This is a genomic window from Rhodococcus sp. IEGM 27 (assembly GCF_033142305.1).
Lineage (GTDB): Bacteria > Actinomycetota > Actinomycetes > Mycobacteriales > Mycobacteriaceae > Rhodococcus_F > Rhodococcus_F oxybenzonivorans.
The window spans coordinates 149,871-176,538 of sequence record NZ_JAWLSG010000004.1; the positions used below are offsets into that span (position 1 = coordinate 149,871).

The following is a 26,668-nucleotide window of genomic DNA, read 5'->3' on the forward strand; positions in this document are numbered from 1 at the left end:
GAGTCACCATGCAACTCATCGAATGCCCGTGGTGCGGACCCCGTGAGGAAACCGAGTTCCACTACGGCGGCGAAGCCCACGTCGTGTACCCGGAAGACCCCGAATCGTTGACCGACGAACAATGGGCACACTTCGTGTTCTTCCGTGCGAACCCGAAAGGTCTTTTCGCGGAACGGTGGAACCACAGCGTCGGCTGCCGGCGCTGGTTCAACGCCGTACGTGACACCGCCACCTACCGATTCCACAGCGTCTACCGCTTGGACGAGCAGAAGCCGACGATATCGTGAACGCACCCTTCCGCACCCGCCAGGGCGGTCGCCTCGACCGCGACACCTCCTACACCTTCACGTTCGACGGCCGGGAACTGACCGGCCACCCCGGTGACACGCTCGGTTCGGCCCTGCTCGCGAACGGCGTCCACCAGATCACCACCAGCATCAAACTCGGCCGGCCCCGCGGGATCACCGCGGCGTGGGCGGAGGACACCGGCGGCCTCGTGCAGATCGAGGAGCCGTTCCCCGAGCCGATGCTGCTCGCGACCACCATCGAGTTGTTCGACGGCCTCGTCGCCCGCGGCATCCCCGGTCAGGGACGTCTTGCCACGATCGCCGATTCGGCGAAATACGACGCCACGCACGTCCACACCGACGTCCTGGTCGCCGGCGCCGGCCCGGCGGGTCTCGCCGCGGCGCTCACCGCCGCCCGGGCGGGCGCGCGGGTGGTGCTCGTCGACGAGCAGAACGAAGCCGGCGGAGACCTGCTCGGGTCCACCGACCTCATCGACGGCGCCCCCGCCCTCGACTGGGTGGCCGCCGCGGTCGCCGAGCTCGCCACCTTCCCGGATGTGCTGCACCTGCAGCGCACCACCGCGTTCGGAAACTACGACGACGGTTTCGTCCTCGCACTCGAGCGTCGCACCGACCATCTCGGTGCCGAAGCCCCCACCGCGCTGAGCCGGCAACGCGTGTGGCGGATCCGGGCCCGGCACATCGTCGTCGCGGCCGGCGCCCACGAGCGTCCCGTCATCTTCACCGACAACGATCGGCCCGGCATCATGCTCGCGCACGGTGCCCGCACCTTCCTGCACCGCTACGGCGTCAAGGTCGGCGAGCAGGCCGTCGTGTTCACCACCAACGACAGCGCCTACGAAGCGGCGATCGACCTGCACGACGCCGGTGTTCGCATCAACGCGATCGTCGATGCCCGCGACCAGGCACCCGCCCGCTGGCAGGCCGAATGCGACAAGCGGGGCATCACCATCCGCACTGCGTCGGTGGTGTCCGGCACCCGCGGCAACGGCCGGATCAGTCACGCCGTCGTGTCACAACGCGCGGACACCGGCACCCCAGTTCCCCTCGCCTGCGACGTCCTGCTCGTCAGCGGCGGCTGGAACCCGGCCGTGCACCTGTTCTCCCAGGCCCGCGGCAAACTCCGCTACGACGACAACCTGGGCGCCTTCGTCCCCGGCGAGACCCTTGACGGAGTCTCCGTCACCGGATCCGCGAACGGTGTGTTCGATCTGGAGGGGTGCCTGCGCGACGGCCAGCACGTGGGTGCTGCTGCCGTGCGCGATCTCGGGTTCACGGCCTCCGTCACCGATGTCGATACTGTCGACCGTCATGCGGCGAACGACAGTGGCTTGGCGCCCCTGGTGTTGTGGCGGGTGCCCGACACCGCCGGCGAGGACACCCAGTTCGTCGACGTGCAGCGTGACGCGACGGTCGCCGACCTCGCCCGCGCGGTCGGTGCCGGGATGACGTCGATGGAGCACATCAAGCGCTACACGACCATCGGCACCGCACACGATCAGGGCAAGACCTCCGGGGTGATCTCCTCCGGCATCACGGCCGAACTGCTCGGCAGGCCGATCGAGACATTGGGCACCACCACATTCCGACCGCCGTACACCCCGGTCGCGTTCGCCGCCCTCGCCGGCCGCAGCCGCGGCGCCCTCTTCGACCCCGAACGGGTGACGGCACTGCACGATTGGCACGTCGGACGCGGCGCGGTGTTCGAGGACGTCGGCCAGTGGAAGCGTCCCCGCTACTATCCGCTGCCCGGGGAGGACATGGATGCCGCCGTGCTGCGCGAATGCGCCGCCGTGCGCCGCAGCATCGGCATCCTCGACGGCTCGACCCTCGGCAAGATCGACGTTCAGGGTCCCGACGCCGGGGTGCTGCTCGACATGGTCTACACGAACATGATGAGCACACTGAAGGTCGGCATGGTTCGTTACGGCGTCATGTGCGGCGTCGACGGCATGGTCATCGACGACGGCACCGTGATGCGCCTGGACGACGACCGGTTCCAGGTCTTCACCACCACCGGCGGCGCCGCGAAGATCCTCGACTGGATGGAGGAATGGCTGCAGACGGAATGGCCCCACCTGAGGGTGCGGCTCACCTCGGTCACCGAACAGTGGGCCACGTTCCCCGTAGTCGGACCGCGCTCCCGCGACGTGATCGGTGAGGTCTTCCCCGACCTCGACGTCACCAACGACGCGTTCCCGTTCATGGCGTGGCGCGACACCTCCCTCGGCGACGTCCACGTGCGGGTCGCGCGGATCAGCTTCTCCGGCGAACTCGCCTTCGAAGTCAACGTCAACGGCTGGCACGCACCCGCCGTCTGGGCACGACTGATCGCCGCGGGCGAAAAGTTCGACATCACCCCGTACGGCACCGAAACCATGCACGTGCTGCGCGCCGAGAAGGGGTACCCGATCATCGGTCAGGACACCGACGGCACGGTCACTCCGCAGGACCTCGGGATGAGCTGGGCCGTGTCGAAGAAGAAGCGCGACTTCATCGGGAAGCGCTCCTTCTCCCGTGAGGAGAACCAGAACCCGCTGCGCAAACAGTTCGTCGGGCTGCTGCCCCTCGACAAGCAAACCGTGCTGCCCGAGGGCGCGCAGATCATCGAAGAGATCCGCGACGGCGTCCTGCCGCCCCCGCCGGTGCCGATGCTCGGCCACGTCACGTCGAGCTACCTCAGCGCCGAACTCGGCCGCCCGTTCGGACTCGCCCTCGTCAAGGGTGGGCGGGCCCGGCTCGGCGACACCCTGCACGTCCCGGTGAACGGAAACCTGGTCGCCGTCGAGGTCACCAGCTCCGTCCTCGTTGATCCAGAAGGAGCACGTCGCGATGGCTGACACCCTCGTCCCCCTCAGCCCCCTGCACGGCTGGGACCAGAAATTCTCCGAGCTCCCCGAATCGGTGAGCCTCACCGAGGAACCGTTCGTCACAATGGTCGACCTATGGGTGGACCCTGCCGGGCCGGGCGGCTCTGCGGCATCGAACATACTGGGGGTGGACCTGCCCACTACCCCCTCCACCTGCATCGAGGGCGATGCAGCGACCGCGATCTGGCTCGGCCCCGACGAGTTCCTGATCACCACCCGATCCCAGGCACCCGAAGAGGTCGAGGCTCAGCTCCGCGGCGCGGTGACCCCACACGGTGGCGCCGCGATCGACGTCTCCGCACAGCGCACCACCCTGCGCCTGCGCGGAACCCACGCCCGAGATGTCCTCGCGAAAGGCTGCTCGATCGACCTGCACCCCAAGGTCTTCGGGCCTGGCGCCGCGGTCCAGACGATGCTCGCTCTTGCCGGCGTCGTCCTGATCCCGCTCGACAGCACCGGCACCGACTACCGGATCCTCGTGCGGTCGTCGTTCGCCCGGTACCTCGCGGAATGGCTGATCGACGCCGCCGAAGAATTCGGCATCGTTCCCGTGTAAATGACAGCATCGGTCCGGTGGACGCATGACCCCGTCCACCGGACCGGTGTTCCCTTCGTGAAGGAGTGCCCGGATGGTTACGTCCCCGACGCTCACCGCCACCCGCACCGACCGACTGCTCGATGCTCTCGCACGCGATGTTCCCCTGGTCTGCGGCATCGTCAACGTGACCCCGGATTCGTTCTCCGACGGCGGCCTGTACCTCGACACCGCTGCCGCGGTCGAACACGCCTTGACTCTGGTCGCCGAAGGCGCCGAACTCCTCGACGTCGGGGGCGAATCGACACGCCCCGGATCCCGTCCGCCGTCCGTCGCCGACGAGATCACGCGCGTGATCCCCGTCGTCGCGGAACTCGCCAGACGCACAACGGTTCCGATCTCCGTCGACACGTCGAGACCCGACGTGATGCGCGAGGCAGTCGCGGCGGGCGCGTCGCTGATCAACGATGTTCGCGCCCTGCGACTTCCGGGCGCCCTGCGCGCCGCCGCCGAGCTGGACGTGCCCGTGTGCCTGATGCACATGCGCGGCGATCCCGACACGATGCAGAATTCGCCGGAGTACGGCGACGTCGTGACCGAGGTGCGCGGGTTCCTCCTCGACCGTGTCGCCACTTGCCTCGATGCGGGAATTCCCCTCGAGCACATCATGGTCGACCCGGGCTTCGGATTCGGTAAAACCCTCACCCACAATCTCGCGCTATTGTCCGAGCTCCGACAGATCACCGACCTCGGTGTTCCCGTGATGGCCGGACTGTCTCGCAAAGGCATGCTGGGCACCATCACCGGCCGCGGCGTCGACCACCGTCAGGCCGCCTCGGTTGCCGCAGCCATGATCGCCGCGCAGAACGGAGCCGCCGTCCTGCGTGTCCACGACGTCGCAGCGACCGTCGATGCCGTTGCTGTACTCGCCTGTGTGCGCGGCGCCACGGTGCGACGTTGACATTCCACTGGGCGCCGCCCGAGTACGCGGGAGAAGTGAGTTGATCCGAGGCTTCTGTCGCCTGGTCCGCAAGCCGCGGCCATGGCCATGGCCACACAGATCACCTTCCCGTGCTGATAGTCGTACGATCGTCGACTTCGAGTACTTTGCACGATGAGGCCGCCTTGACCAGGGTCTCCTCATACTCCTCCATCTGATCGGAGAGTGCGGTAATTGCGCCGCCGACGCCGAATTGAACGTGCGCATCGGTAACCACCATCGTTCGGATCGCTACCGACAGGTCCGCGGTTCCCGACAATGAAATGTATCCGATTGCACCGGAGTACACCCCGCGCGCACCGCTTTCGAGTTCGTCGATGATCCCCATCGTCCTGATTTTGGGGGCTCCGGTCATCGATCCGGCAGGAAACAAGGCACGTATCGCGTCGATGACATGGACATCAGTGCGAAGCACACCCCGTACGGTGGAAACCATCTGATGAACCGACGCATACGTCTCGATTCCGAACAGGATTGGTACGTGCACTGTGCCCGGCGCACACACCCTCGACAGATCGTTGCGTACCAGGTCGACGATCATCAGGTTCTCAGCCTGGTCTTTCTCGCTCAGGGCGAGGGAATGCATCAGGGCCGTGTCCTCGTCGACGGTGGCACCGCGCGGACGGGTCCCCTTGATCGGTTTCGACTCCGCCGACCGGTCTGCCCTGACACGCAGGAACTGCTCCGGGGACGCACTGACGACCGAGAGATCACGCAAACAGAGAAGCGCGGCGTGCGGCACCGGATTGAAGCGCAGGATGTTAGAGAAGATTCGGCGCGGCCCGACACCAGCATCGACGGTTGCCGTGTTGGTCAGGCACACTTCGTACGTCTCACCGGCCCGGATCAGTTCTAGGCACTCGTCGATCAGAGCACGGTATGCCATCTCGCCGTGCCGTAGTTCGAATTCCGCGCCCGTCGGACGTGCGAAGACAATCGGCGGGTCATCCCGGTCGTCGACCTCCTCCTGATCCTCCAGTGCGTCGCCGACCGTGGCGAACCAAGCTTCGCTGCGCCGATCATTCGGTGTCGGGCTCAATGCGAGCGTGTAGGTACATCTTTGTTCGTGATCGATCACCACAGCTCGGTCGGCAAAGACCAACGCCGCATCGGGGTGCGGGGAGGTATGGGCCCGCACGCCGCCCGTTTCTCCTTTCAGCTCGTACCCGAGGTAGCCGACATAGCCAAGATGGAAATCGAAGGGAAGCGCGGGGTTCGGTTCCACGGCCCGAAGGCGAAGCTGCGCTTCGAGGTAGTCGAAGATGGATGCCGAAATCTGCTCGTCGCGAAGATTACTGCGGCTGACGTTGACAGTCGATGTGTTCAGGTCGTAGGTGATGTACTCGCCGTACGGTCCTGAGCAGTCGCCCATGATGGTAAACCGGGAAGCGAGATCCGATTTGACACTGCCATCGAGCCAGAAGGTGCCCGATCGACCGCCGAAGAGACTGTCGAAAAGCTGCGCAGCGTCCGGATATCGGTCCAGCCGACGGTGGTCGACGACGAGGCAAGGATGCCGAGTACCAGGCAGTGGCCGTCGTTCGAGAGCTGGGCCGGGCCTGTGAACGTGCACCGCGGCAGGGACACTGAGATCCCGGAAGTTGGCCAATAACTCCCGTCCGTATTCACTCGAGATCGATTCCGGATGGAATTGGACACCCCATAGTGGCCTGCTTCGGTGCCGCACGGCCATGACCAGTCCGTCAGAAGTCGTTGCCAGCACCTCGAGCTCTTCCGACAGTTCCACTGCGACGAGCGAGTGATAGCGAACCACATTCATCGGCGAAGGAAGCCCGCGGAAAAGGTCTTCGCCGGTATGCACGATGGAGGAGAGCCTGCCGTGCATGGGCTCTGGGGCACGAGCAATGCGAGCCTCGAACAACGCGCACAATCCTTGATGCCCCAGGCAAACCCCGAGCACCGGCAGCCCCGATTCAGCGATGACACGAGCACTGATACCGAAGTCGGCAATGCTGGTCGGCGTGCCCGGACCGGGAGAGATCACCGCGTTGTCGAAGGCCGTGAAATCGATCGACTCCCACGACACATCATTCGTCACTACCGTCGGACACACACCGTTGACCGCGGTGAGCAATTCGAAGAGGTTGTAGGTGAACGAATCGTGGTTATCTATCAACAGGGTTCTGACCATCTACAGATCTCCTCGGTGCGCCTGCTATCTCAGCTACCCATTCGCTCTAGTATACCATTTTGCCTGAGACTGATATATCAATCTGCCTCGAGCGAGCTCGGACCGGCTTCCCTGTACCGGACCGCGGCATCCCTTACCGCAGCAACCGATTGCCTCTTCGAGCTACTCACCCGGATCGCCGAAGTCGGCTCAGGCATCCGGCTTCCAGCCGCCCAGGGAAGCCGTCAGACGATACTTGACCACCACCGAGTTCTGATCTACCGTGATGTCCATCACTGATATATCAATCGTCTGTTTTTGTCCGGTCAGGTGATCAACAGGTACCTACGGGAGGTGCGGTGAGCGACGTCCACGTTCGGGTCAACGCTGCAGAGTGTACGAACCGGGGAAGCCAGCGCGTCGGCACGTCGATCTCGATGGCCCCGCCGGCAAAGCTTCCGCCTGCGGCGAATTGCGCCGGCCAAGCATCGCCCTCCACGCCGATATGCGAAGGAAATGCCATGGGAGATATGCAGTTGCCCACAGGTCGGATGTACACCTCATCGCACAGCTGGTTGGCGCTTACACCGGGAGAAGCCCTGTCGGACTATCCCTTGAGAGCGGGCATCACTGCAACCGCTCTCGATGGTCTCGATGTCGTGGGACTCGACCTTCCCGCAGTGCGGAGCACAGTGAACGCCGGCGCTCCGTGTGCGTTGATCTGGTCGTCGTCGCGGACGGTGGTCACGATGTACGCTCCCCTCAGTGGCCTGGTCACGCTGACCAATATCGCTGCGATCGAGGATCCCCAGCTAGTAGCTCGCGACCCCCACTACGCGGGATGGTTGTTCGCCATCCTGCCCTTCCACACATCGTCCACGAAGGACTTGCTCGCTCCCGCTCAATACACCGATGAGCTCAGCGAAGCGGTATGAGCGCGCATTCCTGCTGCCGTCCCTGCTTCCACCGCGCGCCCTCGAGGTGCACAGACACAGGATTGTGATTTCATGACCATTAGCGTGTTCGACCTATTCTCCGTCGGTGTCGGCCCGTCGAGTTCGCACACCGTCGGTCCCATGCGAGCCGCCGCACGATTCATCTCCGACCTGCACACCCTCGGAGCATTCGACGACGTCGTCGACGTGAAGGTAGACCTGTACGGTTCACTCGCGGCAACCGGTGCCGGACACGGCACGATGTCCGCGGTCCTGCTCGGACTCGAGGGGTACCGTCCCGAAGATATCGAGACCGACGAGATGGAAAGCCGGCTCGAGATCATGCGCAGCACCCGCCACATCTCACTCGGCGGATCCCGCGACATCGCGCTCGCCGAGGACGAGATCATCCTGCGTCCGTTGACCGTCCTGCCCTTCCATCCCAACGGAATGACACTTACCGCCTACGCCGACGGAAACGTCGAACTACACAAGGAGACCTACTTCTCGGTGGGCGGTGGCTTCGTCGTCACCGAGGCCGAAAGCATCGAAACCACCACCACGCCGGCTGGCGGCTTGAATTACGGATCTGCGAAAGAACTTCTCGAACTCTGCGACCGCTACGAGTGCAGCATCAGCGACCTCATGCTCTCGATCGAGCACGAATCACGGTCCACCCTCGAAATACACGAACAGTTGCTCCACATCCGAGATGTGATGGTCGAGTGCGAGCAGCGTGGTATCTCGCGCGACGGGTATTTGCCGGGTGCACTGAGGGTTCGCCGGCGCGCCCGCGACTGGTTTCTGCGACTGGACCGAGAAGACCCGAATCGTTCACCAGAATTCGCCGAAGACTGGGTCAACCTCGTCGCCCTTGCGATCAACGAGGAGAACGCCTCCGGTGGCCGCATCGTCACAGCTCCCACCAATGGGGCGGCCGGAATCATCCCCGCTGTCTTGCACTACGCCGTGCACTACACCCCGGCCGGCAGGGCAGACCCCGACAAGACCGCGATTCAGTTCCTGCTCACTGCCGGGGCCATCGGCTCCCTGTACAAGGAACGGGCCTCCATTTCCGGCGCCGAGGTCGGTTGTCAGGGGGAGGTGGGCTCCGCCGCATCCATGGCGGCGGCCGGTCTGGCCGAAATCCTCGGCGGCACCCCAGAGCAAGTCGAGAATGCGGCCGAGATCGCAATGGAACATAGCCTTGGGTTGACCTGTGATCCCATCGAGGGCTTGGTCCAGATCCCGTGCATCGAACGTAACGCCATTTCTGCGGGTAAGGCCATCAACGCTGCGCGGATGGCGCTGCGCGGCGACGGTACTCACCGAGTCAGCCTCGACCAGGTGATCGAGACGATGCGCTCGACCGGCGCCGACATGCTCTCGAAGTACAAAGAAACCTCTACCGGTGGGCTCGCGGTCAACGTCCCTGTCAACTACGTCGAGTGCTGACACCGTTGTCGACACTGCACAATGCACACACGGTGCCGCACTAGCCCACCACTGGAGCCGAGTGGGTCCCCGCGGCGCGACTCGTAGTGGTTTCCGGGGTACAGCGCCGAACCAGTGAGGATTGTCAGTTCGAGTAACCAGGTTCTTCGGTCGTGCCGAGGAGATTCCCTGGAAAGAAGGATGCTTGTGATGCTGGAGAATGTGGTCACCGACGAGCTCCGGCTCCTCCCAGCGCGAGCCGCGCAGTTCGTCCGCCGGTATCCGGTCCCCCCTCGGGAAACTTATGCACCGGAGCTGCGAATCTCGATCCTCGGTGTTCTCATCCATTGCGCCGCCGTTCGTGGCGAAGCATTCGTCGCGTTCCAGCTGCTGCGCCGGTGCGGGCTGCCCGGTGATTACTACCTGCATGTCGACGTTGTCGACGAGGCGCTGATGATTCTCGATCAGTTCGAGGTCACCGAAGATGCGTGCAACCACGCCTTCGGACCGAACTGGCGACAGGTCATCCGGCACGCCATTGACGTCGCCGAAATTTTGCACAGCGACTTTCACTCACTGACCCGCACCGAGAGTCTGGTCGGCAGTCACCGACGACTCAGCGCATGGATCGCTGCCCGTGATGCGGCCTGGGAAGCCGGACGAATCAAGAGTTGGTACCGCGCACAGGATGCTGCCTGGGAACGCGAGTACATGGACGACGCCACCGTTCGTCTCGATGACCGCCTCTGCGCTGATACGGCGGCCGCGGTGCGCGACGCGGCAGCGGCAGTCGCACTGGCTGACCTGGTCGGCACGGCCGACTTCAATCGGGTCCATTACGAGACTCTGATCGCCCCCTGGTGTCGGGCCCGTAACGACATGGAAACCACGCCGGTAGACCTCTCGGAGCGTGCGACTTCGCAGGCAACAGCGACGAGCCAACCCGATCGCCTCTGCGCCGTCACCGCCGGGGTCGCCGCGCCGACCACGCTGTGACTTCATTGGTCACCGACAACGGTGCGCACCCCCCGCTGGACACTCTGCAGCGTTCATTTTCCATTCGCTCTGTCCCACTACTTCGCGTCGCCGTGAGGATGCGCGGACTATTCTGGGGAGAGCGTAGAGGTGGTGTATGCCAATGGCGGACGACCGGTGGGCCACTCGGCGCGAGCCGGATATCGCGGCCGAGCTGTCTGCCGCTGGCTTCGACGACGCTGTGGAGATCGGACGGGGCGGGTTCGGGGTCGTTTACCGCTGCCTCCACGAAGCGGTAGACCGCACGGTCGCCGTCAAAGTCCTGACAACAGAACTCGACCACGAGAACCTCGCCCGCTTCGTGCGCGAACAACGAGCAATGGGTCGGATGTCCGGACATCCCAACATCGTCGACCTGTATCAAGTAGGGGTTACGCGGAGCAACCGCCCCTTTCTGGTCATGCCCTATCATGAGCACGGATCTTTGGACGCGCAGATTCGGAGTACCGGCCCGATCGGATGGGAACCGACCGTTCGGCTCGGGATAAAGATCGCCGGCGCTCTCGAGACCGCCCACCGAGCCGGTACCTTGCACCGGGATGTCAAACCAGCGAATATCCTGCTGACCGAGTACGACGAGCCGCAGCTGACAGACTTCGGTATCGCACGAGTTTCCGGAGGCTTCGAAACCGCCTCTGGGTCGATCACCGGGTCCCCCGCCTTCACCGCGCCCGAGGTTCTCGAAGGCCGACCGCCGACCGCCGCGTCAGACGTATACAGTCTCGGATCGACTCTGTTTTGCGCGCTCACCGGGCACGCCGCGTTCGAGCGACTCAGTGGTGAACAAGTCGTTGCCCAGTTCCTCCGTATCTCCTCGCAGCCGATCCCGGATCTGCGAGAGTCCGGAATACCAGAGGACGTATGCGCGACGTTGGAACGGGCGATGGCCCGTGCCGTGGAGAATCGGTTCGACAGCGCCGCCGATTTCGGCAACGAACTTCGCGCCGTGGAGCGCAGGCATGACTTGGCTGTCGATCGAATGCAGGTACCACCGCAACGTTCCCCTCTCCCGGACAGAGGCGCGGAGTCCACCGGAACGGCACAATGGCGACCTCCAGACGCCGCACCACGGTCTCGTCCGCGCCCCTACAGGTTGCAAGCGCCACGAACGCCCCCTTCCCCGCTGACCAAGTTTCGTCCACCCACGACGTCCCGAAAACTGGTGTGGCGCCACCGCTTGCTCGACACACTGCGCGCCGGCCAGGGCCGCAGACTCACCCTCGTCCACGGACCGGCAGGATTCGGCAAGAGCAGCCTGGTTGCACAGTGGCGGGAGGAACTCGTTTCCCAGGGAGTGTCAGTGGCATGGCTGACCGTCGACCGTGACGATGACAATGTGGTCTGGTTTCTGTCGCATCTAGTCGAAGCGATCCAGAGGGTTCGCGCCGAGTTGGTCGGTGATCTCGGTCAATCACTCGAAGAACAGGGGCAAGCAACTGAACGTTTCGTGCTCACTTCCCTGATCAACCGACTACACGAGAGCGGGGAACCGCTCGTCGCCGTGATCGACGACTGGCATCGGGTCTCCGCGCCCGAATCCATCGCGGTGATGGAGTTTCTTCTCGACAACGCCTGCCACCACCTTCAGATCATCGTGGCCAGCCGTACCCGGTCGGGGTTACCGCTCAGCCGTATGCGGGTTCGCGACGAACTACTGGAAATCGACTCCGCAGCACTGGGTTTCGATTCTTCCGAGTCAAGGCAGTTTTTCACCGACCGAATGCAGATACCTCCGACCGATTCCGATGTCGAGGAATTGCGAGCCTCGACGGATGGATGGATCGCGGCGCTACAGCTGGCATCGCTGTCGCTGCGGGAATCCGAGGGCCCGGAGACCTTGTTGGGCCAATTGCGCGCCGGGACCGACGCACTCGGCGAGTATCTCGCCGAGAACGTGCTCGACGCCCTCGAGCCCGACTTCCTCGACTTCATCCTCGCGACCGCAGTACCGGACCGGGTCTGCGGAGAACTGGCTTCAGCTCTCACAGGCGTCCCCGATGGGACGGCGAAGCTCGATCAGGTCGTCGCCCGCGACCTCTTTCTCACCCGAACAGTGGAGGACCGCAGATGGTACCGCTACCACCACCTGTTTGCGCAGATTCTGCGGCAGCGCCTCGAACGTGACCATCCGGATCGGATCGCGGCACTGCATCGCAGGGCGGCCTCGTGGTTCCGTGAGCGGCACCTACTCGGCGAGGCGCTCGATCACACCCTTGCTGCCGGTGACCGAACTGCAGCAGTCCGACTGCTCGAGAACGACAGCTTGTACTTACTCGATCGGTCCCAGATGTCCACGCTCCTCGGCCTGATTGCCAAGCTGCCGCCCGATCTGGTGTTGTCCAGTCCGCGCCTGCAGCTGACGATCGGCTGGGCGAACACTGAACTACAGCAACTCGACGTCGCAACGAAGGCCCGACACCGGACGCTCGAACTCCTGAACACACTCGACCTCCCCGACGACCAACTCGCCCAACTGAGGGTGGAAGCCGATGTCCTGCAGGCTGATACCACCATCACCGCTGACCGCGCAGCCGGTGTCAAAGATCTCGTCGCTCACTGCCTGGCCCATGCCCACGAGCACCACCCCTTCGTCGTGTCGATGGCGGCACTCATCGACACCATCGTCGATACCTACGAGTTTCGATTCAGTGATGCCTACGACAGGCAAGTGTGGGCGACCCCATACCACCAGAAGGCCACCGGACCCTACGCCGTTGCCTACGGATACTGTTTCGCCGGTATGGCCCGAGCCGAACAACTCGACATCGCTGGGGCGAGCGAGTTGTATCACCGAGCATTCAATCTCGTACGGGACGCCGGCAACACCCAATCCCAGCACGCGCGACTCACCCGCGTGCTGCTCGCCGAGGATCTCTACCAGCAAGACCGAATCGACGAGGCTGAAGAATTACTGGACGAAACCAGCGACGCAGCGGCACTGGGTGGCTCGTCGGACTTCATGATCCGGCACTACTGCGCGAGTGCCCGGATCAGGTCGATACGCGGCGACCATGACAGCGCGGTCGCCCAGCTCGATGAAGGCATCCGAACCGCCAACAAATACTCTCTTCCCCGGCTGCGGGCTGCGGTGGACTGTGAACGTGCCCGACTGGGGTATCCGCCTCGCTCCGGTGTCGTACCCCTCACCCGCCGATCACGTCAGGAGCCTGCAGACGGAATCGAACGGGTCACCGCCGAGATGGAGAACGAGGCCACGATCTTGCTGTTGCTTCGCAGCGGTGATCCTGAGCAGCTCAGCCTCGCATGCGATCTGGCCGAGAATTGGGTACATGCACTCGCCGGAACCGGACGTGAGCTTGCGCGACTCGGAGCCACTCGGCTGCTGGCAGCCTGCCTCCGGGCGGCCGGCCGGAAGGATGAGGCCCAGCAGACGCTGATTCCTGTTGTGGCCCAATGTGAGCGGCACGGGTTGATACGCTTCCTCCTCGACGGCGGACCCCATGTCGTGTCGGTTCTCAGAGAATTGCGTGAGCAGTTGAACGAGGGCGGGGCTGCCATGCATCCGGACGTGTCGCTGCCCTTCATAGACAACGTGCTCCACAGTGCGCTGACACGCCCGTGAGTACTTGTCAACCGCCCGCGGTTAACAAGTACTCACGGGCGGCGGAGCCGCACTCAGCGCCTGCGCCGCATGAAGTCGCTCACGACCGCCGCGCCGAGACCGTCCAGGCCGGGGGCGACCACCCGTCCCCCGACGCGTTCGGCCATGCGATCCACCACTCGCGCCAGGCCGGGGTCGTCGCCGAGCCGGAAGAACGTCACACGGGCACCGAGCCGAGCGAGGGTGTCGAGTTCGCGCACAGTGAGGCCCAGCGTGCGCGCGCTCGGCGGGTAGTCGAAGTACGCGAACCCGTCCGGCTCGAGGTGCGCCGTCGGCTCGCCGTCTGTGACGATCAGGACAACCGGCTGCGCATTCGGGTGCCGACGCAGATGTCGCGCCGCGAGCAACAGCGCATGGTGCAGATTCGTACCCTGATCCCAGGCGCCGTCCAAGCCCGCCAGTTCCGACGGCGTCAGCACCTGCGCGTGACGGCCGAACGAGATCAGCTGCAGCTCGTCGCTGCGGAAACGCGTGCTGATCAGATGATTCAGTGCCAGCGCGGTGCGCTTCATGGGCACCCATCGGCCTTCCATCACCATCGAGAAGGAGGTGTCCACGAGCAGCGCTACCGCCGCCTGCGACCGCTGCTCGGTTTCCATCACCTCAACGTCGGAGACGGACAACCGGACCGGGACACGGGGTCGGTCCGACACCTCGGCCGCCGCCCTCAGCACGGCGTTGGTCATCGTGCGGGTCACGTTCCACGGCTCGGTGTCCCCGAACGCCCATTCTCGGGACGCTCCCGTCGGCTCACCCATAGCGCCCGCCCGCCGGGTTTCCCGCTGTCCCCCACGTGAGGACAGCTGTTGTGCCACATCCCGTAGCGCCGTCTGCCCGAGTTGCCGCATCGCCTTCGGGGACAGCCTCCATTGACCATCGGCACCGCGGTCGAAGAAACCCTGATCACGCAACGCCTTCTCGAGGTCTGCCAGGGTCCGCGCGTCCGCGGCCGCCTCGTCACCGAGTTGCCGGGCCAGTGCCTCCGCGTCGATGTCGTCCAGTGCCGCCCCGGCGTACTGCTGCGACAGCTGTTCGGCGAGCGATTCGAGTTCCGCGATGTCCTGCAGGGCACCGGTCCCCTCGCCCAGTCCCATGCCCTGGTCGCCGCGGAACCGTTGCGAGCCCTGCCAGTCCTCGCCGGGCCGAGCCGCCTGCAAGTGCTGATCGAGCCGATCCAATTGTCCGATCAGGGACGGGTCGCCGAATGCCTGCTGGGCCAGCGCGTCCAGTTCGTCGCGTTGTTCCTGCGACAGCGAGTTCCGGAGACGCTGCGCGGCCGCTGCGCGCTGTGCCAGCGAATCGAGTAACTCCTCGACGTTGCGCGGGTTCTCGGGGAAGTACTCGCCGTGCTTGTTCATGAAGTCGTCGAATTGTTCCTGCGTATCCTCACCGCGGGCATGCTTGTCGAGTAGGTCGTTGAGATCGGTGAGCATCTCGCGAATGCGTTCGCGGTCTTCCTCCGTCGCACCTTCGAGGGCCTGCTTCATGCCCGCAAATCGCTGATCGAGCACCTCCCGGCCGAGGAGATCCCGGATCTTCTCGTAGTCTGCGCGCGCCTCGGAGCTACGCCAGTCGTAGTCGGCCAACTCCTGCACTGCCTGCGCCGTCGACGGCGGTAGTTCCGCCAACCGCATCTCCGCAAACCGGGCGTCGTCGTCGAGTGCGCGGGCCAGCGCCTTGCGTTCCTCGAGAACAGCGTGGTCGAGGAGCTCCCGCACTTCTTCGAGAGTGCCGCTCAGATTGTTTCGTTTCAGCAGTTCCCGTCTGCGTCGATTGGCCTCGGCTGCCAGGTCGTCGAGTCCCCGCATATCGCGATTGCCACGCCGGAGCATTTCCCGCAACGCCTGACGCGGCGAACTGCCCGACAGCACGTCGTCACCGATCGCGGCCAGGGCTTCCCTCAGGTCGACGGGCGGCGCAAGCGGATCACCGCCTTCGTACGGCCCGTACCGCGCATTGTGCGACCCGCGCTCCGTCTTGCGGGTCATTACGAATACACCGTCTGGCCGTTGATGTCGGGGTTTTTGGAGATCCGGCGCGCCAGGTACAGCCCCTCGAGCGCGAACTCGGCGGCCGCGGCGCGTTCCCCATCCGATTCGGCGCCGAGCCGCTCGGCCAGTTCGTCCAGGACGTCGAGTTCGGGCAGCTCGTTCAGAAGCACCTTGGCGGTAATGCGCTCACCGGTGACGACGGGCTCACCCTGTTCGACTGCGGCGACCAACGGGGCCAGATCGATGCCGCCGAGCCTGGCCCGCACGGTGTCGGCCGTTGCCCGGCGTAGCAGGTGCTCGAGAACCTCGATCTCCCGCCCTTCCTCACCGGACTCGAATTCGACCTTGCCCCTGAGCACGTCGACGACGGTCTCGAGGTCCACCGGCCGCGCGACCGGGTCCGCCTCTCCGAGAACAGCTCCCCGATGGACCGCCGCGGCACTCACCGTCTCCGCCCCGGCCACCGCGAATCGCGCGGACACACCCGATCGCTGGTCGACCGACGTCGACTCGCGCAGCAGGCGGGTGAAGCGCGCCAGAATTTCGAGCAGATACTCGGGCACCTCGGCGAGGAGATGCGCTTCCTGAAGGATGACCTCGACCTCGTCGTCGAGATGGTTCGGATAGTGGGTGCGGATTTCGGCGCCGAACCGGTCCTTGAGCGGAGTGATGATGCGACCACGGTTGGTGTAGTCCTCCGGGTTCGCACTCGCCACCAGCAGAACATCCAGGGGAAGCCGCAGGGTGTACCCGCGAACCTGGATGTCGCGCTCCTCCATCACGTTGAGCAGCGACACCTGGATGCGCTCGGCGAGGTCGGGGAGTTCGTTGATGGCGACGATGCCGCGGTGAGCACGGGGCACCAATCCGAAATGAATGGTCTCGGGGTCGCCGAGGCTGCGGCCTTCCGCCACCTTGACGGGGTCGACGTCACCGACGAGGTCCGCCACGGAGGTGTCGGGCGTGGCGAGTTTCTCCGAATACCGTTCGCTGCGATGCCGCCACAGCACGGGTAGGGCGTCACCCAGTTCGCGTGCCCGACGAATCGAGGCCGGGGTGATGGGCTCATAGGGATGCTCCCCGAGTTCGGAACCGGCAATCACCGGAGTCCATTCGTCGAGGAGCAGGTTGAGTGTGCGGAGCAGTCGTGTCTTGCCCTGTCCACGTTCGCCGAGGAGCACCACGTCGTGCCCGGCGATCAGGGCACGCTCGAGTTGCGGTGACACCGTCTCCTCGAACCCGACGATGCCGGGCCACGGATCACGTCCGTCACGCAGGGCCGCGAGCAGATTCTCGCGGATTTCTTCCTTGACGGTGCGTTGAACATGGCCCGACTCACGGAGCTCGCCGAGTGTGGAAGGTCTCTGTTGCGATGACGTCACCACTCCAAGCTACGAGTGTTCGAGACAATCGGCACGCCTTGACGTGGCGAAGCGACGAGATTTCGTCACACCCGCGTCACGCGTACGCGGCCGAACCGACCGTCGCCACCCTGTCCAGCGCCTGCCAGGCGACGTCGTAACGTTTGCGTAGCACCTCGTCCGCGTCGGCGAGAAGGGCATCGAGCAGCGATCGCGGATCGTCTCGCCACGACTGGACCGCTTCGGCCACGGCACGGTTCCCGAACAACCCGGTACGGGCCAGGGCGAAGGCCCATTCGTCGACCTCGCCGCGATGAATGCGCTCGACGGCATCGCCGCGGAAGGCGCCGTCGACGAAATCGAGCGACAACAAGGCGGCGACATACCCACCCGTGTTCAGCTGTACGACGTTCATGGCGTGCACCTTCCTGGAGTCGGATCTCGATCCGGCGCAGCGCCGGCGGGGGATGTGCTGACCTGAACGCTATTCGCCGTTCTTGTGAGGACTGTGTTGCATCTCTGAGAAACTGGGGTCGGCTCCGCCTCACGGAACTCGGTGCGCTTCCGCCTCGCGACCGTTCGTACGGAACTGGTAGACAGTCCCCATGCCTGACGCCGAGATCACGTTCGAGAGCGGTGCCGTCACCTACTACGGCAGCCTGCGCACCCCCGAGCACACGACCGGGGCGGCCGCACCCGGGGCGCTCCTGCTCGCCGGTAGCGGACCCACCGATCGAAACGGTGACAGCGGCCTCCTCCCCGGCGACATCGGAACCCTCCGCTTTCTCGCCGATCTCCTCGAGCAGCACGGCATCGTGAGCCTGCGCTACGACAAGATCGGCAGCGGGAGAACCGCTCTCGGCCCCTATGAGGTGGACGAGATCGGCGACCTCGGATTCACCACGTTCGTCGACGCCGCATCGGCGGGGCTGGACTTCCTCGCGGCGCAACCCGGTGTGGACCCGTCGAGGCTCATCGTTATCGGTCACAGCGACGGCGGACTCGTCGCCTTGGCGCTCGCCACCGCCATCGGCGAGAACCGGGTCCGTGCCGTGGGACTTCTGGAACCGCTCAGTGTCCGCCTCCTCGACCTGCTGACGACCCAGATTTCCGCCCAATTGGACACCGTTGTGGGCGCAGGGCAGTTGCCGGTGGAACTGGCGGACGAGCTCCGGCTTGCCCTGGCGGACACCGTCGAGTCGCTCCGCACAGACGGAACGATCCCCGACAACCTGCCCGAGCCACTGCAGAACGCGGGTCTGGTCCACGCCAACGCGAAAGCCCTCGCCGAGGAGGACGCACTCGACCCTCGAACGCTCGCAGGCCGCCTCCCTGCCGGCTTCCCTGTTCTGACGAGCTGCTCGGCGAAGGATATCCAGGTGCAGCTGGCCGATGTCGATGGACTCGATGCCGCACTGGCGCACACTGCTCTCACGTCGGTGCGCATGGTGAACGCCAGCCATGTCCTCAAGGACGTCGGGAACCGCCCGTCCACAGGCCCCGATTACGTCGAGCCCCTCCCCTATTCGTCGGAGTTCGCCGAGCCGTTCAGCGCCTGGGTGGCCACCCTGTAGTCAGTTCGACCGGGCGTCGTTCAGCATCGCCATCAGTGTCCGGGCCAGATCGGAGACGAGCCCCAGGTTCTCGTTGTCCACCAGATCCTCGAGACCGTCCACTCCGTCGACTTCGAGAAGCGGTCGCAGCGTCTCGAGCAGCCGCGACAGTTCCGTCGATTCCCCGGCCGGCGCCGGTGCGGACGGTGTCGTGGTCGTCGGGGCCGCAGCCTTGGGTGCACTGGTGGTCGTGGTCGTGGCAGATGCCGAGGTTGTGGCAGCCGTCGTGGTCGGGTCTTGCGCTGCCGCGGCCGATGGCGCCTTCGGTGTCGTGGTGGTGGTCGGCGACCCTGACGACGAGGGCGCAGTGGTGGTGGTCGCGTCCGCTTTCGTGGTAGCGGCAGCCGACTGTACGGCGTCGAGTTCGGATCCTACGGACGATCCGGTGAGCAGATACGTGACGATGCCCGTGGTGATCGCGATCGCGTGCTTCAACTGACCGTCGGCACTTTCGAGCTGGGCTGCGTCCTCCGGATGGGAACCGTTACCCATCTCGACGAACACCAGTGGAACCTTCGTAAGCGCCGGTCCCGCCACGTCGGCGCGGGTCTGGATGCCGTCGATCACCCCCGCGTAATTGGCAGGGACGAACCCGTCGGCAACATAGGCGTCGCGCATCATCTTCGATGCTTCGAGGCCGCCCCCGCTTTGGGCCGCGTTCGCCGCCTCGTCCGGTATCGGCAGGGTAGGGACGATCATGTGGAAGCCATGTTTACCGGCGTCCTCACCCGACGCCGTCGAGTCGGCATGAATACTCACGGCCACGTCGGCGTTCGACTCGCTCGCCGCGCGCGCTCGTTCGTCGACGCATCCGCCCCAGCCGGTGTCGTTCTGCCTGCTCTGCACCACCGACGCGCCCAAGGTTTCGAGACTGCTCTTCACCAGCTGCGCCACATTCCAGTTGATCGTGTGCTCCGGTACCCCGCCCAGTGAGGTCATTCCACTCGTCTGGCAGTCCTTGGTGCCGCCTCTGCCGTCGTCGACCTGCCGAGTGAGGTCGTTCCCCTCGTCCGAACCTTGATGACCGGGGTCGAGGAAGACGGTGAGGTCGGCGAGTTCGGTGCCGGTCGCTGTCGGCGCCGGTTCCGGCTGCGCCGAGACATGGGCGGGAATGAGTACGGAGGCGCCGAGGACGCAGGCACCGAGGCCGGCCTTGATTGCAGTTCTGTTCATACCGGGGATGGGCGCACGTCGCAGTGCGGGCGCCACTCTCCTTCCACAGGTGCCACACGAGTCACATCAGCCCCGAGTGAAGCAGCTGCAACGAACGAATGTGCTGCTCGAAACCGAATCGAGAGCAACCTGTGACCGAAGCGGCGAATCGCGAGAAGGTGAACAGCACGGCAACTCTGCACGAAAGATCGCTGCTCAGCTCGGCAGTGAGCGCGGCGGACCCGATAATGGAAGTGCACAACCCTCGATCGGTGCTGTACGGTCATCTACCAACCAGCAACGTCACGCAGAAAGGTACGGACATGATGCAGCTTCACGCGCTCTTCGCATCCGTACCCGCATGGCGTCACTGCACCGCCGACAAGCACATCTCCAAGTACGGCGCACCCCGAGAATGACGAGAATCCATCCAGTTCTTCTCGGGCACCCAGGGCAAACCCCTCGGGTGCCTTTTCTTTTACCCTTCACCTGCAGGAGCACTCCATGAAACTTCGGATCAACCAACTGTCCACCGAGCCCCCGTATCCAGGCCTGCCCGACGACCTCACCGGATACGCGGTCACGCTCGACCTGTCGCACTGCGACGCCGCACACGAAGCGACCCTCGGCGAGCTGATCAGCGAGATCCGCAGCCGAGGTGCCGCACGCGTGGTCATCACCGGTTCGCCGCGCACACTCGAAGGCACCGGCCGGGGACACGCAGCCGCAGCGGCCTGACAACCACGAACGGGCCACGGCAGGAAGCCGAGGCCCGTTCGCGAAGCGCCGAACGCTAGTGCGCGAAGTGCCGCGCGCCCGTGAGATACATGGTGATACCGGCTTCCTTGGCGGCGTCGATCACCTCGTTGTCGCGGACCGAACCGCCCGGCTGCACCACAGCCTTGACGCCTGCGTTGGCGAGAACCTGCAAGCCGTCCGGGAACGGGAAGAACGCGTCGGACGCACCCACCGACCCGACGACCCGGTCGCCTGCACGCTGCACGGCCAGATGCGCTGAGTCGACACGGTTGACCTGACCCATTCCAACGCCGACCGACGCACCGTCGCTGGCCAGCAGAATGGCATTGGACTTCACGGAACGGCAAGCCCGCCAAGCGAACTCGAGATCTTTCAAGGTCTGCTCGTCGGCAGCGTCTCCGACCGCGAGAGTCCAGTTGGCGGGGTTGTCACCTTCGGCGTCGAGGACGTCCCGTTCCTGGAGCAGCGCTCCCCCTGACACCGGACGCAGCTCGATCCCGGTGGGGTTCGGCGCCTTCGCGAGGAGCACGCGAACGTTCTTCTTCCGCTGCAACACACCGAGTGCTCCGTCTGCGTACGACGGCGCGATGATCACCTCGGTGAAGATCTCGGCAACCTGCTCCGCCATCTCCACGGTGACCTCACGGTTGGCAGCAATCACGCCGCCGTATGCGCTCACCGGATCACACGCGTGCGCCTTACGGTGCGCCTCGGCGATGTCGCCGCCGACCGCGATGCCACACGGATTCGCATGCTTGATGATCGCGACCGCGGGATCGCTGAAGTCGTAAGCGGCACGCCAAGCGGCGTCCCCGTCGGTGTAGTTGTTGTACGACATTTCCTTGCCGTGCAGTTGCTCCGCCTGAGCGAGGCCTGCGGAAGCGGCGGGATTCACGTACAGCGCGGCGGCCTGGTGCGGGTTCTCGCCGTAACGGAGCACCGCCGAACGGTCCCACGTCGCACCGGCCCACTCGGGGAACTGCGAGTCACCACTGTCGACCAGCGTGGACGTCATCCAGCTCGCCACGGCGACGTCGTACGACGCGGTGTGCTGGAATGCCTGAGCGGCGAGAGCGGTCCGCTCACCGAGCGTGAAACCGCCGCCGTCAACCGCCGCGAGCACGTCCTCGTAACGGGCGGGATCGACGACGACCGCAACCGACGGGTGGTTCTTCGCGGCAGCGCGGACCATCGACGGACCGCCGATGTCGATCTGCTCGACGCACTCGTCGGGAGTTGCACCCGAGGCGACCGTCTGGGTGAAGGGGTAGAGGTTCACCACCACCAACTGGAACGCCTCGATGCCGAGTTCGTCGAGCTGGGCGAGATGCTCCGGCTTACGGGTGTCGGCGAGCACACCGGCGTGCACCCGCGGGTGCAGGGTCTTGACCCGTCCTTCGAGGCACTCGGGGAACCCCGTGAGCGCCTCGACCGGCGTCACCGGAATACCGGCGTCGGCAATCTTCGCGGCCGTCGACCCGGTCGACACCAATTCGACACCCGCCTTGTGCAGGCCGGTAGCCAGCTCGACCAGACCGGTCTTGTCGTAGACGCTGACGAGCGCTCGGCGCACAGCCTTGCGTTCACTCACTGGGGATCACGGCCTTTCGTCCATCGGATACAACTCCACGGGTGGCGACGGCGGCGATGACATCCGCCAACAACCGTCGCTCCACAGTCTTGATTCGCTCGTGCAGGGTCGACTCGTCGTCGCCGTCGAGCACGGGCACGGGTTCCTGCGCGAGAATCGGGCCGGTGTCGACACCGGCATCCACGAGGTGCACCGTCGACCCTGACACCTTGACGCCGTACGCCAGCGCATCGGGCACGGCGTGCGCACCGGGGAAGGCGGGCAGCAGCGCGGGGTGGGTGTTGATGATGCGGCCACCGAACCGGTCGAGGAAGGCCGGGCCGAGGATTTTCATGAAGCCCGCCGACACCACCAGCGACGGCTCGTGTGCCGCGACAGCCTCGGTGAGTGCCTTGTCCCACGACGCACGGTCCGGGTGGTCGCGCAGGCTCACGCGGAAGTGGGGAATTCCGGCTGCCTCCGCGTGGTGGATCGCGTCACAGTTCCGGTCGACGCCGACCGCCACGACGTCAGCGGGATATCCGCCGGTCCGGGAGGAGTCGATGAGCGACCTCAGCAGGGTGCCGGCACCGGATGCGAGTACGACGACCCGGGCCGGTGCCGTCGATGACGTCCCGGTCGCCGCCGTCGGCCTCAGGTGGTCACGCGAGGAAGTCAGCGCTCTACTCCTGAACAATCGAAAGGCTGGTGAAATCGAACGGGCGGTCACATCGTCGACCGAGCAAGAGCCTAGTCGCTGGGGGTTGCGGACCCTCGGGGCAGGTCGCCTTCAGCTCCGTGATCCGCTTCGCCGGACGCATCCGATCCCGTAGTCGCCGGGTCTTCCTCCACCTCGGCGTCCACCACGACCTCGGCCTGGGCCTCGTCGTCCTCGGGTGCCGCGGCGCCTGCCGGTGTCTCCGGGTCCTCCACGAGCTCCGCCTCGATGACCCTGCCCGGAGCTTTACCCGCCGGGATGGGAGATGCATCGGGAACGGGAGCGGCGATGGCGGGCACCTCTTCCTCACCCGGGAGATGGGGTTCCTCCTCGTCGGTCGAGGCCTCGTCCGCGTCGTCGTCAGCGCCCCGCCCGCGGAACCACGCGATGACGACCGCGGTGATCACTCCGACGAATCCCAGCCAGGCGAATGTCAGTCCGCCGAACACCCACCACGTGATCCGGACGGTGCCGAAGGCCCCCAGCTCACCACCGGCGACCAGACCGAGAATCGCGGTCACCACACCCACACCCGCGGCCGCGGCCAACACCGTGAACAGAGCTTCCTGCCCGGCCACGCGCCGCCCGGAGTCGCGGCCGAGCATGACACCGATCAGCAGGGGAATCATCAGCAGAGCGGGCCAGGCACCGCCCGCAGCGCCGTCCGGAACGGCGCCGAGTACCGGCAACGGAGGCAGCGAGCCGCCCACATTCCCGAACACACTCACCGACACGTCCCCGATGTCCGCCGTGCCGCCCATCGCGGCGGCCGCCGCACCGATCACGACGTTGGGCAGGTACAGCACCGAGAGCACGGTCAGCCCGAGGAGGCCCACCACACCGTCGCCCCGCTCGAGCAGCCCACCGACCGTCGACCACTCCACCAGCAACGACACGGTGACCAGAGCGGCACCTGCACCGACAATCGCCGTCGCCGCGCGCAGTCCCGGCCGCACCGCGTTCCGCGCCCATGCCGGAAGATCCGCAGACCACGTCGGCCCCATCGTGACCGCAACCCCGAGCCCGGCGGCCAGCAGGTGCACGAACAACACCCAGCCGAACGCGGCGAGAGTATTCGGTGGCCACAACGCGATGACCGCCGATGCGTCCGCGATTACCGCCAGGCTGATCGCGGTGATGACCAAGGGGCCGCACACCGCGGCTCCCACGACTCGGAGAACCCGGCGGCGCGACGACGCCACGTCGACGGCCCCGGCGCACCCGCGGGCGACAGCCCACACCATGCCCGCGGTCGGGATCAACGGAAGGACACCGAGCACGGTGCCGTCGACGGTGACCGGAACCTGGTGAATCGCCAGCCACGACGCAGCGATCGCGCCGAACGTCCCGGTCAGGTCGCTGTTCGCGGCGACCAGCGTGACCACGATCAACGCCGACAGCAGAACGATCGTCACCGCGGCCGGCCGGAACGCCACCGCCAGCAACGCCCACGCCTCGTCGGGGTCCGGCACCCGGGCCTGCGGACCCCGCCCAGTTTCAGCGGATCGCCGCTCATCACCTCGTGCGGCCCTGCGCTGAACACGATCAACCAAAGAACTCATCCCCTCGAGAGTGGCACCTCGGCGCCGCGACCGCGGTCAGGCGCGCCGCACAGAAGTGGCCTCCGACCATGGGCGGTCGAAGGCCATCTGCTTGGTTCTGTCCCGTTACTTGTCGTCCCGGTCGGAACGGGTGTCGAAGGCCTGGGTCGGGGCACCGGGGCCCTCGGACTCGGACGACTCACCCGAGTCGGCATGCTGCGACTCGGAACGCGACTGCTCGCCGTACTCCAGGGTGCGCTCTACCGGCGACGATCCGGACTGTGCGCCGTAGGCAGGAGCGGCGTGCTGGGCCGAACCGTAACTGGTGCCCGCCGGTCCCGTCGGGTACTGCGAGGCGGGGGTTGCACCCGGCTGCGAATACCCCTGGTACTGCGGCTGCTGATATGAAGTCGTCGGAGCGTCGTACGGCGCCGACCCTGCCCCATAGCCCTGCTGCTGCCCGTAGCCCTGACCGTAACCGGACTGGCCTGGCGAAGACTGCGTCTGGCCGGGCTGCTGCTGACCGGGCTGCTGCTGACCGGGCTGCTGCTGACCGGACTGGCCCTGCGGGCCGAAGCCCTGCTGGCCGTACGGAGACTGACCCGACTGCCCGTATCCCGGCTGCGGCTGACCGCCCTGCGGACCGAAGCCCTGCGGACCGCTGTACCCCTGTGAAGGCTGCTGACCGTAGCCCTGCGACGGCTGCCCGTAGGACTGTTGCCCGCCCTGGCCGTAGCCGCCCTGCCCGGACTGGCCGAAAGCACCAGCGGCCGAAGGACTGCGGACCGGCTGCTTCACGATGCCGATGTCGAACAGCAGCGCAGCGACCGCCAGTGCCGACTGGATGAAGCCCAGCACGAGGATCAAGATGGCGCCCCAACCCGAATCGGCGTCGAAGTTGAGGAAGATGAGCAGGGCGAGAACCCAGCCGGAGATGGACGCCGCCGCCGCGGCACCCGCATAGTTCTGTTTGGGGAGAAGAGATACCGCAGCCAGCAGACCGCCGAGGAACAGCAGCCCGAGACCGTGCGACCCCGCCTCGAAGGAATTGAGCGGTTCGCTGACGACGGTGACGTACGGGGCGAACCCGAACAGCAGGTTCAGCAACCCGAGGACGGCGACACCGATCAGGAGGAAAAAGCCCAGGCCTTTGGAATCTCCCCCTGTATTCTCCTGCGCTGCATTCTGTTGCGCGGGCGGACCGTAGCTCGGTCCGCCGGGCGGGAACGTCATGACTTCTCCTCGTCGACAAGTGGTCGTCTGCGTGCGCTCTTCCGACGCTAGCCTACGTATACCCGTCGGTCACTGCCCTCGGTAGCGGCCCACACCGCCGGGAATGACGCGGGAGACAATGGGTCGATGCCGTACACGCTCGCTCCCCGCGCTACCGATCTCACCGTCGAAACAGAGATCAAGCATTCCCGCTTCATCGCAGCCCTGCGGCGAGTGGAGGATGCAGAATCGGCACAGGATTTCGTGCAGTCGCAGCGCCGCGCGTATCCCGATGCGCGGCATCATTGTTTCGCCTACATTGTCGGGAACGGACCCAGTGAACGGCTCGAGCGTTCGAGTGACGACGGAGAACCCGGCGGAACGGCGGGGATACCCATGCTGCAGGTCCTGCGAACACGGGACCTCGTCGACGTCGCAGTGGTGGTCACGCGATACTTCGGCGGAATCAAACTGGGGGCGGGCGGGCTGGTCCGCGCGTATTCGGGCGCGGTGGCCGCGGCGATCGACGCGTCACGCCTCGTGGCACGGGAGCGTCGACAACTTCACACGCTGGCAACTCGTCATGCAGATGCGGGTCGGGTGGAGTCGGAACTGCGGATGCGCGGCGTGGTGGTCGTGGAGACGACGTACGGCGAAGAGGCTGTACTCACGCTCGCGGCTCGCGATTCGGAGGACTTGGCGAAGCTGGTCGCGGAAGTCACGGCAGGCGCGGGAACACTACATCCGGCCGGAGAGATCTGGATAGACGCCTAGCGGCCCGTGCGGGGGTTTAGCGGGTCTGGTCGACGCGCCCCCCCCCCCGGGCGGGGCCCCCCACCCCGGGGCCGGCGCGCCTGCCCTGTCACGCCAGCGCGCGCCCC

The 26,668-nt window shown here is 65.6% G+C and carries 20 protein-coding genes; 11 read left to right on the forward strand and 9 right to left on the reverse strand.

The features are described from left to right. The first annotated feature begins 8 nt into the window (after positions 1-8). The 4 genes from R4P95_RS15610 to folP all read left to right on the forward strand — a co-directional run bounded on the left by R4P95_RS15610 (position 9) and on the right by folP (position 4,674). Positions 9-287 carry a sarcosine oxidase subunit delta gene (locus R4P95_RS15610; RefSeq protein ID WP_317746025.1) on the forward strand — a complete coding sequence of 93 codons (279 nt, stop codon included), beginning with the start codon at positions 9-11 and terminating at the stop codon, positions 285-287. Then, positions 284-3,148 carry a 2Fe-2S iron-sulfur cluster-binding protein gene (locus tag R4P95_RS15615; protein ID WP_317746024.1) on the forward strand — a complete coding sequence of 955 codons (2,865 nt, stop codon included), beginning with the start codon at positions 284-286 and terminating at the stop codon, positions 3,146-3,148. Before R4P95_RS15610 ends, R4P95_RS15615 begins: the two co-directional genes overlap by 4 nt. Then, on the forward strand, positions 3,141-3,734 hold the full coding sequence (locus R4P95_RS15620; protein WP_317746023.1) for a sarcosine oxidase subunit gamma: 594 nt from the start codon (positions 3,141-3,143) through the stop codon (positions 3,732-3,734). The genes R4P95_RS15615 and R4P95_RS15620 overlap by 8 nt, the downstream gene beginning before the upstream one ends. A 73-nt stretch (positions 3,735-3,807) precedes the next feature. Then, positions 3,808-4,674, forward strand: a complete 867-nt coding sequence (gene folP, locus R4P95_RS15625; RefSeq protein WP_213576811.1) for a dihydropteroate synthase — start codon at positions 3,808-3,810, stop codon at positions 4,672-4,674. 100 nt (positions 4,675-4,774) lie between these two features. Here the strand turns inward: folP and pabB are convergent, their stop codons facing one another. Then, positions 4,775-6,865 (reverse strand): aminodeoxychorismate synthase component I, encoded by a 2,091-nt coding sequence (gene pabB, locus R4P95_RS15630; RefSeq protein ID WP_317746022.1) that lies wholly within the window; start codon positions 6,863-6,865, stop codon positions 4,775-4,777. Positions 6,866-7,365: 500 nt separating this feature from the next. On the opposite strand from pabB, the gene R4P95_RS15635 reads away from it, so the two are divergent. The 4 genes from R4P95_RS15635 to R4P95_RS15650 all read left to right on the forward strand — a co-directional run bounded on the left by R4P95_RS15635 (position 7,366) and on the right by R4P95_RS15650 (position 13,831). Beyond that, a complete protein-coding gene (locus tag R4P95_RS15635) occupies positions 7,366-7,779 on the forward strand; it encodes a glycine cleavage system protein H (RefSeq protein ID WP_213576809.1) in 414 nt (137 codons plus the stop codon). A gap of 72 nt (positions 7,780-7,851) precedes the next feature. Continuing rightward, complete coding sequence (locus R4P95_RS15640; protein ID WP_213576808.1) at positions 7,852-9,234, forward strand: L-serine ammonia-lyase; 1,383 nt, start codon at positions 7,852-7,854, stop codon at positions 9,232-9,234. A 189-nt stretch (positions 9,235-9,423) separates the two neighbouring features. Further along, positions 9,424-10,209, forward strand: coding sequence for a hypothetical protein (locus R4P95_RS15645; protein ID WP_317746021.1), 786 nt, complete (start codon positions 9,424-9,426; stop codon positions 10,207-10,209). A 142-nt stretch (positions 10,210-10,351) separates the two neighbouring features. After that, complete coding sequence (locus tag R4P95_RS15650; RefSeq protein ID WP_317753850.1) at positions 10,352-13,831, forward strand: protein kinase domain-containing protein; 3,480 nt, start codon at positions 10,352-10,354, stop codon at positions 13,829-13,831. Between the two features lie 53 nt (positions 13,832-13,884). On the opposite strand, the gene R4P95_RS15655 is transcribed toward R4P95_RS15650, so the two are convergent. The 3 genes from R4P95_RS15655 to R4P95_RS15665 form a co-directional block, all read right to left on the reverse strand. Continuing rightward, the gene (locus R4P95_RS15655; RefSeq protein ID WP_317746019.1) at positions 13,885-15,858 is read right to left on the reverse strand and encodes a VWA domain-containing protein; all 1,974 of its coding nucleotides are present in this window, start codon (positions 15,856-15,858) and stop codon (positions 13,885-13,887) included. Further along, positions 15,858-17,243, reverse strand: coding sequence for an ATP-binding protein (locus R4P95_RS15660; RefSeq protein WP_109335301.1), 1,386 nt, complete (start codon positions 17,241-17,243; stop codon positions 15,858-15,860). The genes R4P95_RS15655 and R4P95_RS15660 overlap by 1 nt, the downstream gene beginning before the upstream one ends. A gap of 76 nt (positions 17,244-17,319) precedes the next feature. Beyond that, positions 17,320-17,637 carry a hypothetical protein gene (locus R4P95_RS15665; RefSeq protein ID WP_213576805.1) on the reverse strand — a complete coding sequence of 106 codons (318 nt, stop codon included), beginning with the start codon at positions 17,635-17,637 and terminating at the stop codon, positions 17,320-17,322. Between the two features lie 190 nt (positions 17,638-17,827). Between R4P95_RS15665 and R4P95_RS15670 the strand changes: the two genes are divergently transcribed. After that, positions 17,828-18,796 carry an alpha/beta fold hydrolase gene (locus tag R4P95_RS15670; RefSeq protein ID WP_213576804.1) on the forward strand — a complete coding sequence of 323 codons (969 nt, stop codon included), beginning with the start codon at positions 17,828-17,830 and terminating at the stop codon, positions 18,794-18,796. Here the strand turns inward: R4P95_RS15670 and R4P95_RS15675 are convergent, their stop codons facing one another. Further along, positions 18,797-20,008: an N-acetylmuramoyl-L-alanine amidase gene (locus R4P95_RS15675; protein WP_317746018.1), complete on the reverse strand. Its 1,212-nt coding sequence runs from the start codon at positions 20,006-20,008 to the stop codon at positions 18,797-18,799. Between the two features lie 483 nt (positions 20,009-20,491). On the opposite strand from R4P95_RS15675, the gene R4P95_RS15680 reads away from it, so the two are divergent. Continuing rightward, positions 20,492-20,725, forward strand: coding sequence for a hypothetical protein (locus tag R4P95_RS15680; RefSeq protein WP_159924921.1), 234 nt, complete (start codon positions 20,492-20,494; stop codon positions 20,723-20,725). A gap of 55 nt (positions 20,726-20,780) precedes the next feature. Here R4P95_RS15680 and purH read toward each other — a convergent pair whose 3' ends face one another. The 4 genes from purH to R4P95_RS15700 form a co-directional block, all read right to left on the reverse strand. Further along, complete coding sequence (purH, locus tag R4P95_RS15685) at positions 20,781-22,337, reverse strand: bifunctional phosphoribosylaminoimidazolecarboxamide formyltransferase/IMP cyclohydrolase (RefSeq protein WP_159924919.1); 1,557 nt, start codon at positions 22,335-22,337, stop codon at positions 20,781-20,783. After that, the gene (gene purN, locus R4P95_RS15690) at positions 22,330-23,013 is read right to left on the reverse strand and encodes a phosphoribosylglycinamide formyltransferase (RefSeq protein WP_213576802.1); all 684 of its coding nucleotides are present in this window, start codon (positions 23,011-23,013) and stop codon (positions 22,330-22,332) included. Before purN ends, purH begins: the two co-directional genes overlap by 8 nt. A gap of 53 nt (positions 23,014-23,066) precedes the next feature. Then, positions 23,067-24,587 carry a DUF6350 family protein gene (locus tag R4P95_RS15695; protein ID WP_213577764.1) on the reverse strand — a complete coding sequence of 507 codons (1,521 nt, stop codon included), beginning with the start codon at positions 24,585-24,587 and terminating at the stop codon, positions 23,067-23,069. 114 nt (positions 24,588-24,701) lie between these two features. After that, positions 24,702-25,808 (reverse strand): DUF5336 domain-containing protein, encoded by a 1,107-nt coding sequence (locus R4P95_RS15700; protein WP_317746017.1) that lies wholly within the window; start codon positions 25,806-25,808, stop codon positions 24,702-24,704. Positions 25,809-25,934: 126 nt separating this feature from the next. On the opposite strand from R4P95_RS15700, the gene R4P95_RS15705 reads away from it, so the two are divergent. Then, the gene (locus R4P95_RS15705; protein ID WP_213576800.1) at positions 25,935-26,561 is read left to right on the forward strand and encodes an IMPACT family protein; all 627 of its coding nucleotides are present in this window, start codon (positions 25,935-25,937) and stop codon (positions 26,559-26,561) included. Positions 26,562-26,668: the final 107 nt, after the last annotated feature.

Coding starts and splice junctions, on each gene's coding strand:
- R4P95_RS15675 (WP_317746018.1), bottom strand. CDS start 20,008: ATGAACAGAACTGCAATCAAGGCCGGCCTCGGTGCCTGCGTCCTCGGC.
- R4P95_RS15700 (WP_317746017.1), bottom strand. CDS start 25,808: ATGACGTTCCCGCCCGGCGGACCGAGCTACGGTCCGCCCGCGCAACAG.
- R4P95_RS15610 (WP_317746025.1), top strand. CDS start 9: ATGCAACTCATCGAATGCCCGTGGTGCGGACCCCGTGAGGAAACCGAG.
- R4P95_RS15655 (WP_317746019.1), bottom strand. CDS start 15,858: ATGACCCGCAAGACGGAGCGCGGGTCGCACAATGCGCGGTACGGGCCG.
- R4P95_RS15705 (WP_213576800.1), top strand. CDS start 25,935: ATGCCGTACACGCTCGCTCCCCGCGCTACCGATCTCACCGTCGAAACA.
- R4P95_RS15680 (WP_159924921.1), top strand. CDS start 20,492: ATGAAACTTCGGATCAACCAACTGTCCACCGAGCCCCCGTATCCAGGC.
- R4P95_RS15645 (WP_317746021.1), top strand. CDS start 9,424: ATGCTGGAGAATGTGGTCACCGACGAGCTCCGGCTCCTCCCAGCGCGA.
- R4P95_RS15650 (WP_317753850.1), top strand. CDS start 10,352: ATGGCGGACGACCGGTGGGCCACTCGGCGCGAGCCGGATATCGCGGCC.
- R4P95_RS15640 (WP_213576808.1), top strand. CDS start 7,852: ATGACCATTAGCGTGTTCGACCTATTCTCCGTCGGTGTCGGCCCGTCG.
- R4P95_RS15670 (WP_213576804.1), top strand. CDS start 17,828: ATGCCTGACGCCGAGATCACGTTCGAGAGCGGTGCCGTCACCTACTAC.
- R4P95_RS15665 (WP_213576805.1), bottom strand. CDS start 17,637: ATGAACGTCGTACAGCTGAACACGGGTGGGTATGTCGCCGCCTTGTTG.
- folP (WP_213576811.1), top strand. CDS start 3,808: ATGGTTACGTCCCCGACGCTCACCGCCACCCGCACCGACCGACTGCTC.
- R4P95_RS15635 (WP_213576809.1), top strand. CDS start 7,366: ATGGGAGATATGCAGTTGCCCACAGGTCGGATGTACACCTCATCGCAC.
- R4P95_RS15620 (WP_317746023.1), top strand. CDS start 3,141: ATGGCTGACACCCTCGTCCCCCTCAGCCCCCTGCACGGCTGGGACCAG.
- pabB (WP_317746022.1), bottom strand. CDS start 6,865: ATGGTCAGAACCCTGTTGATAGATAACCACGATTCGTTCACCTACAAC.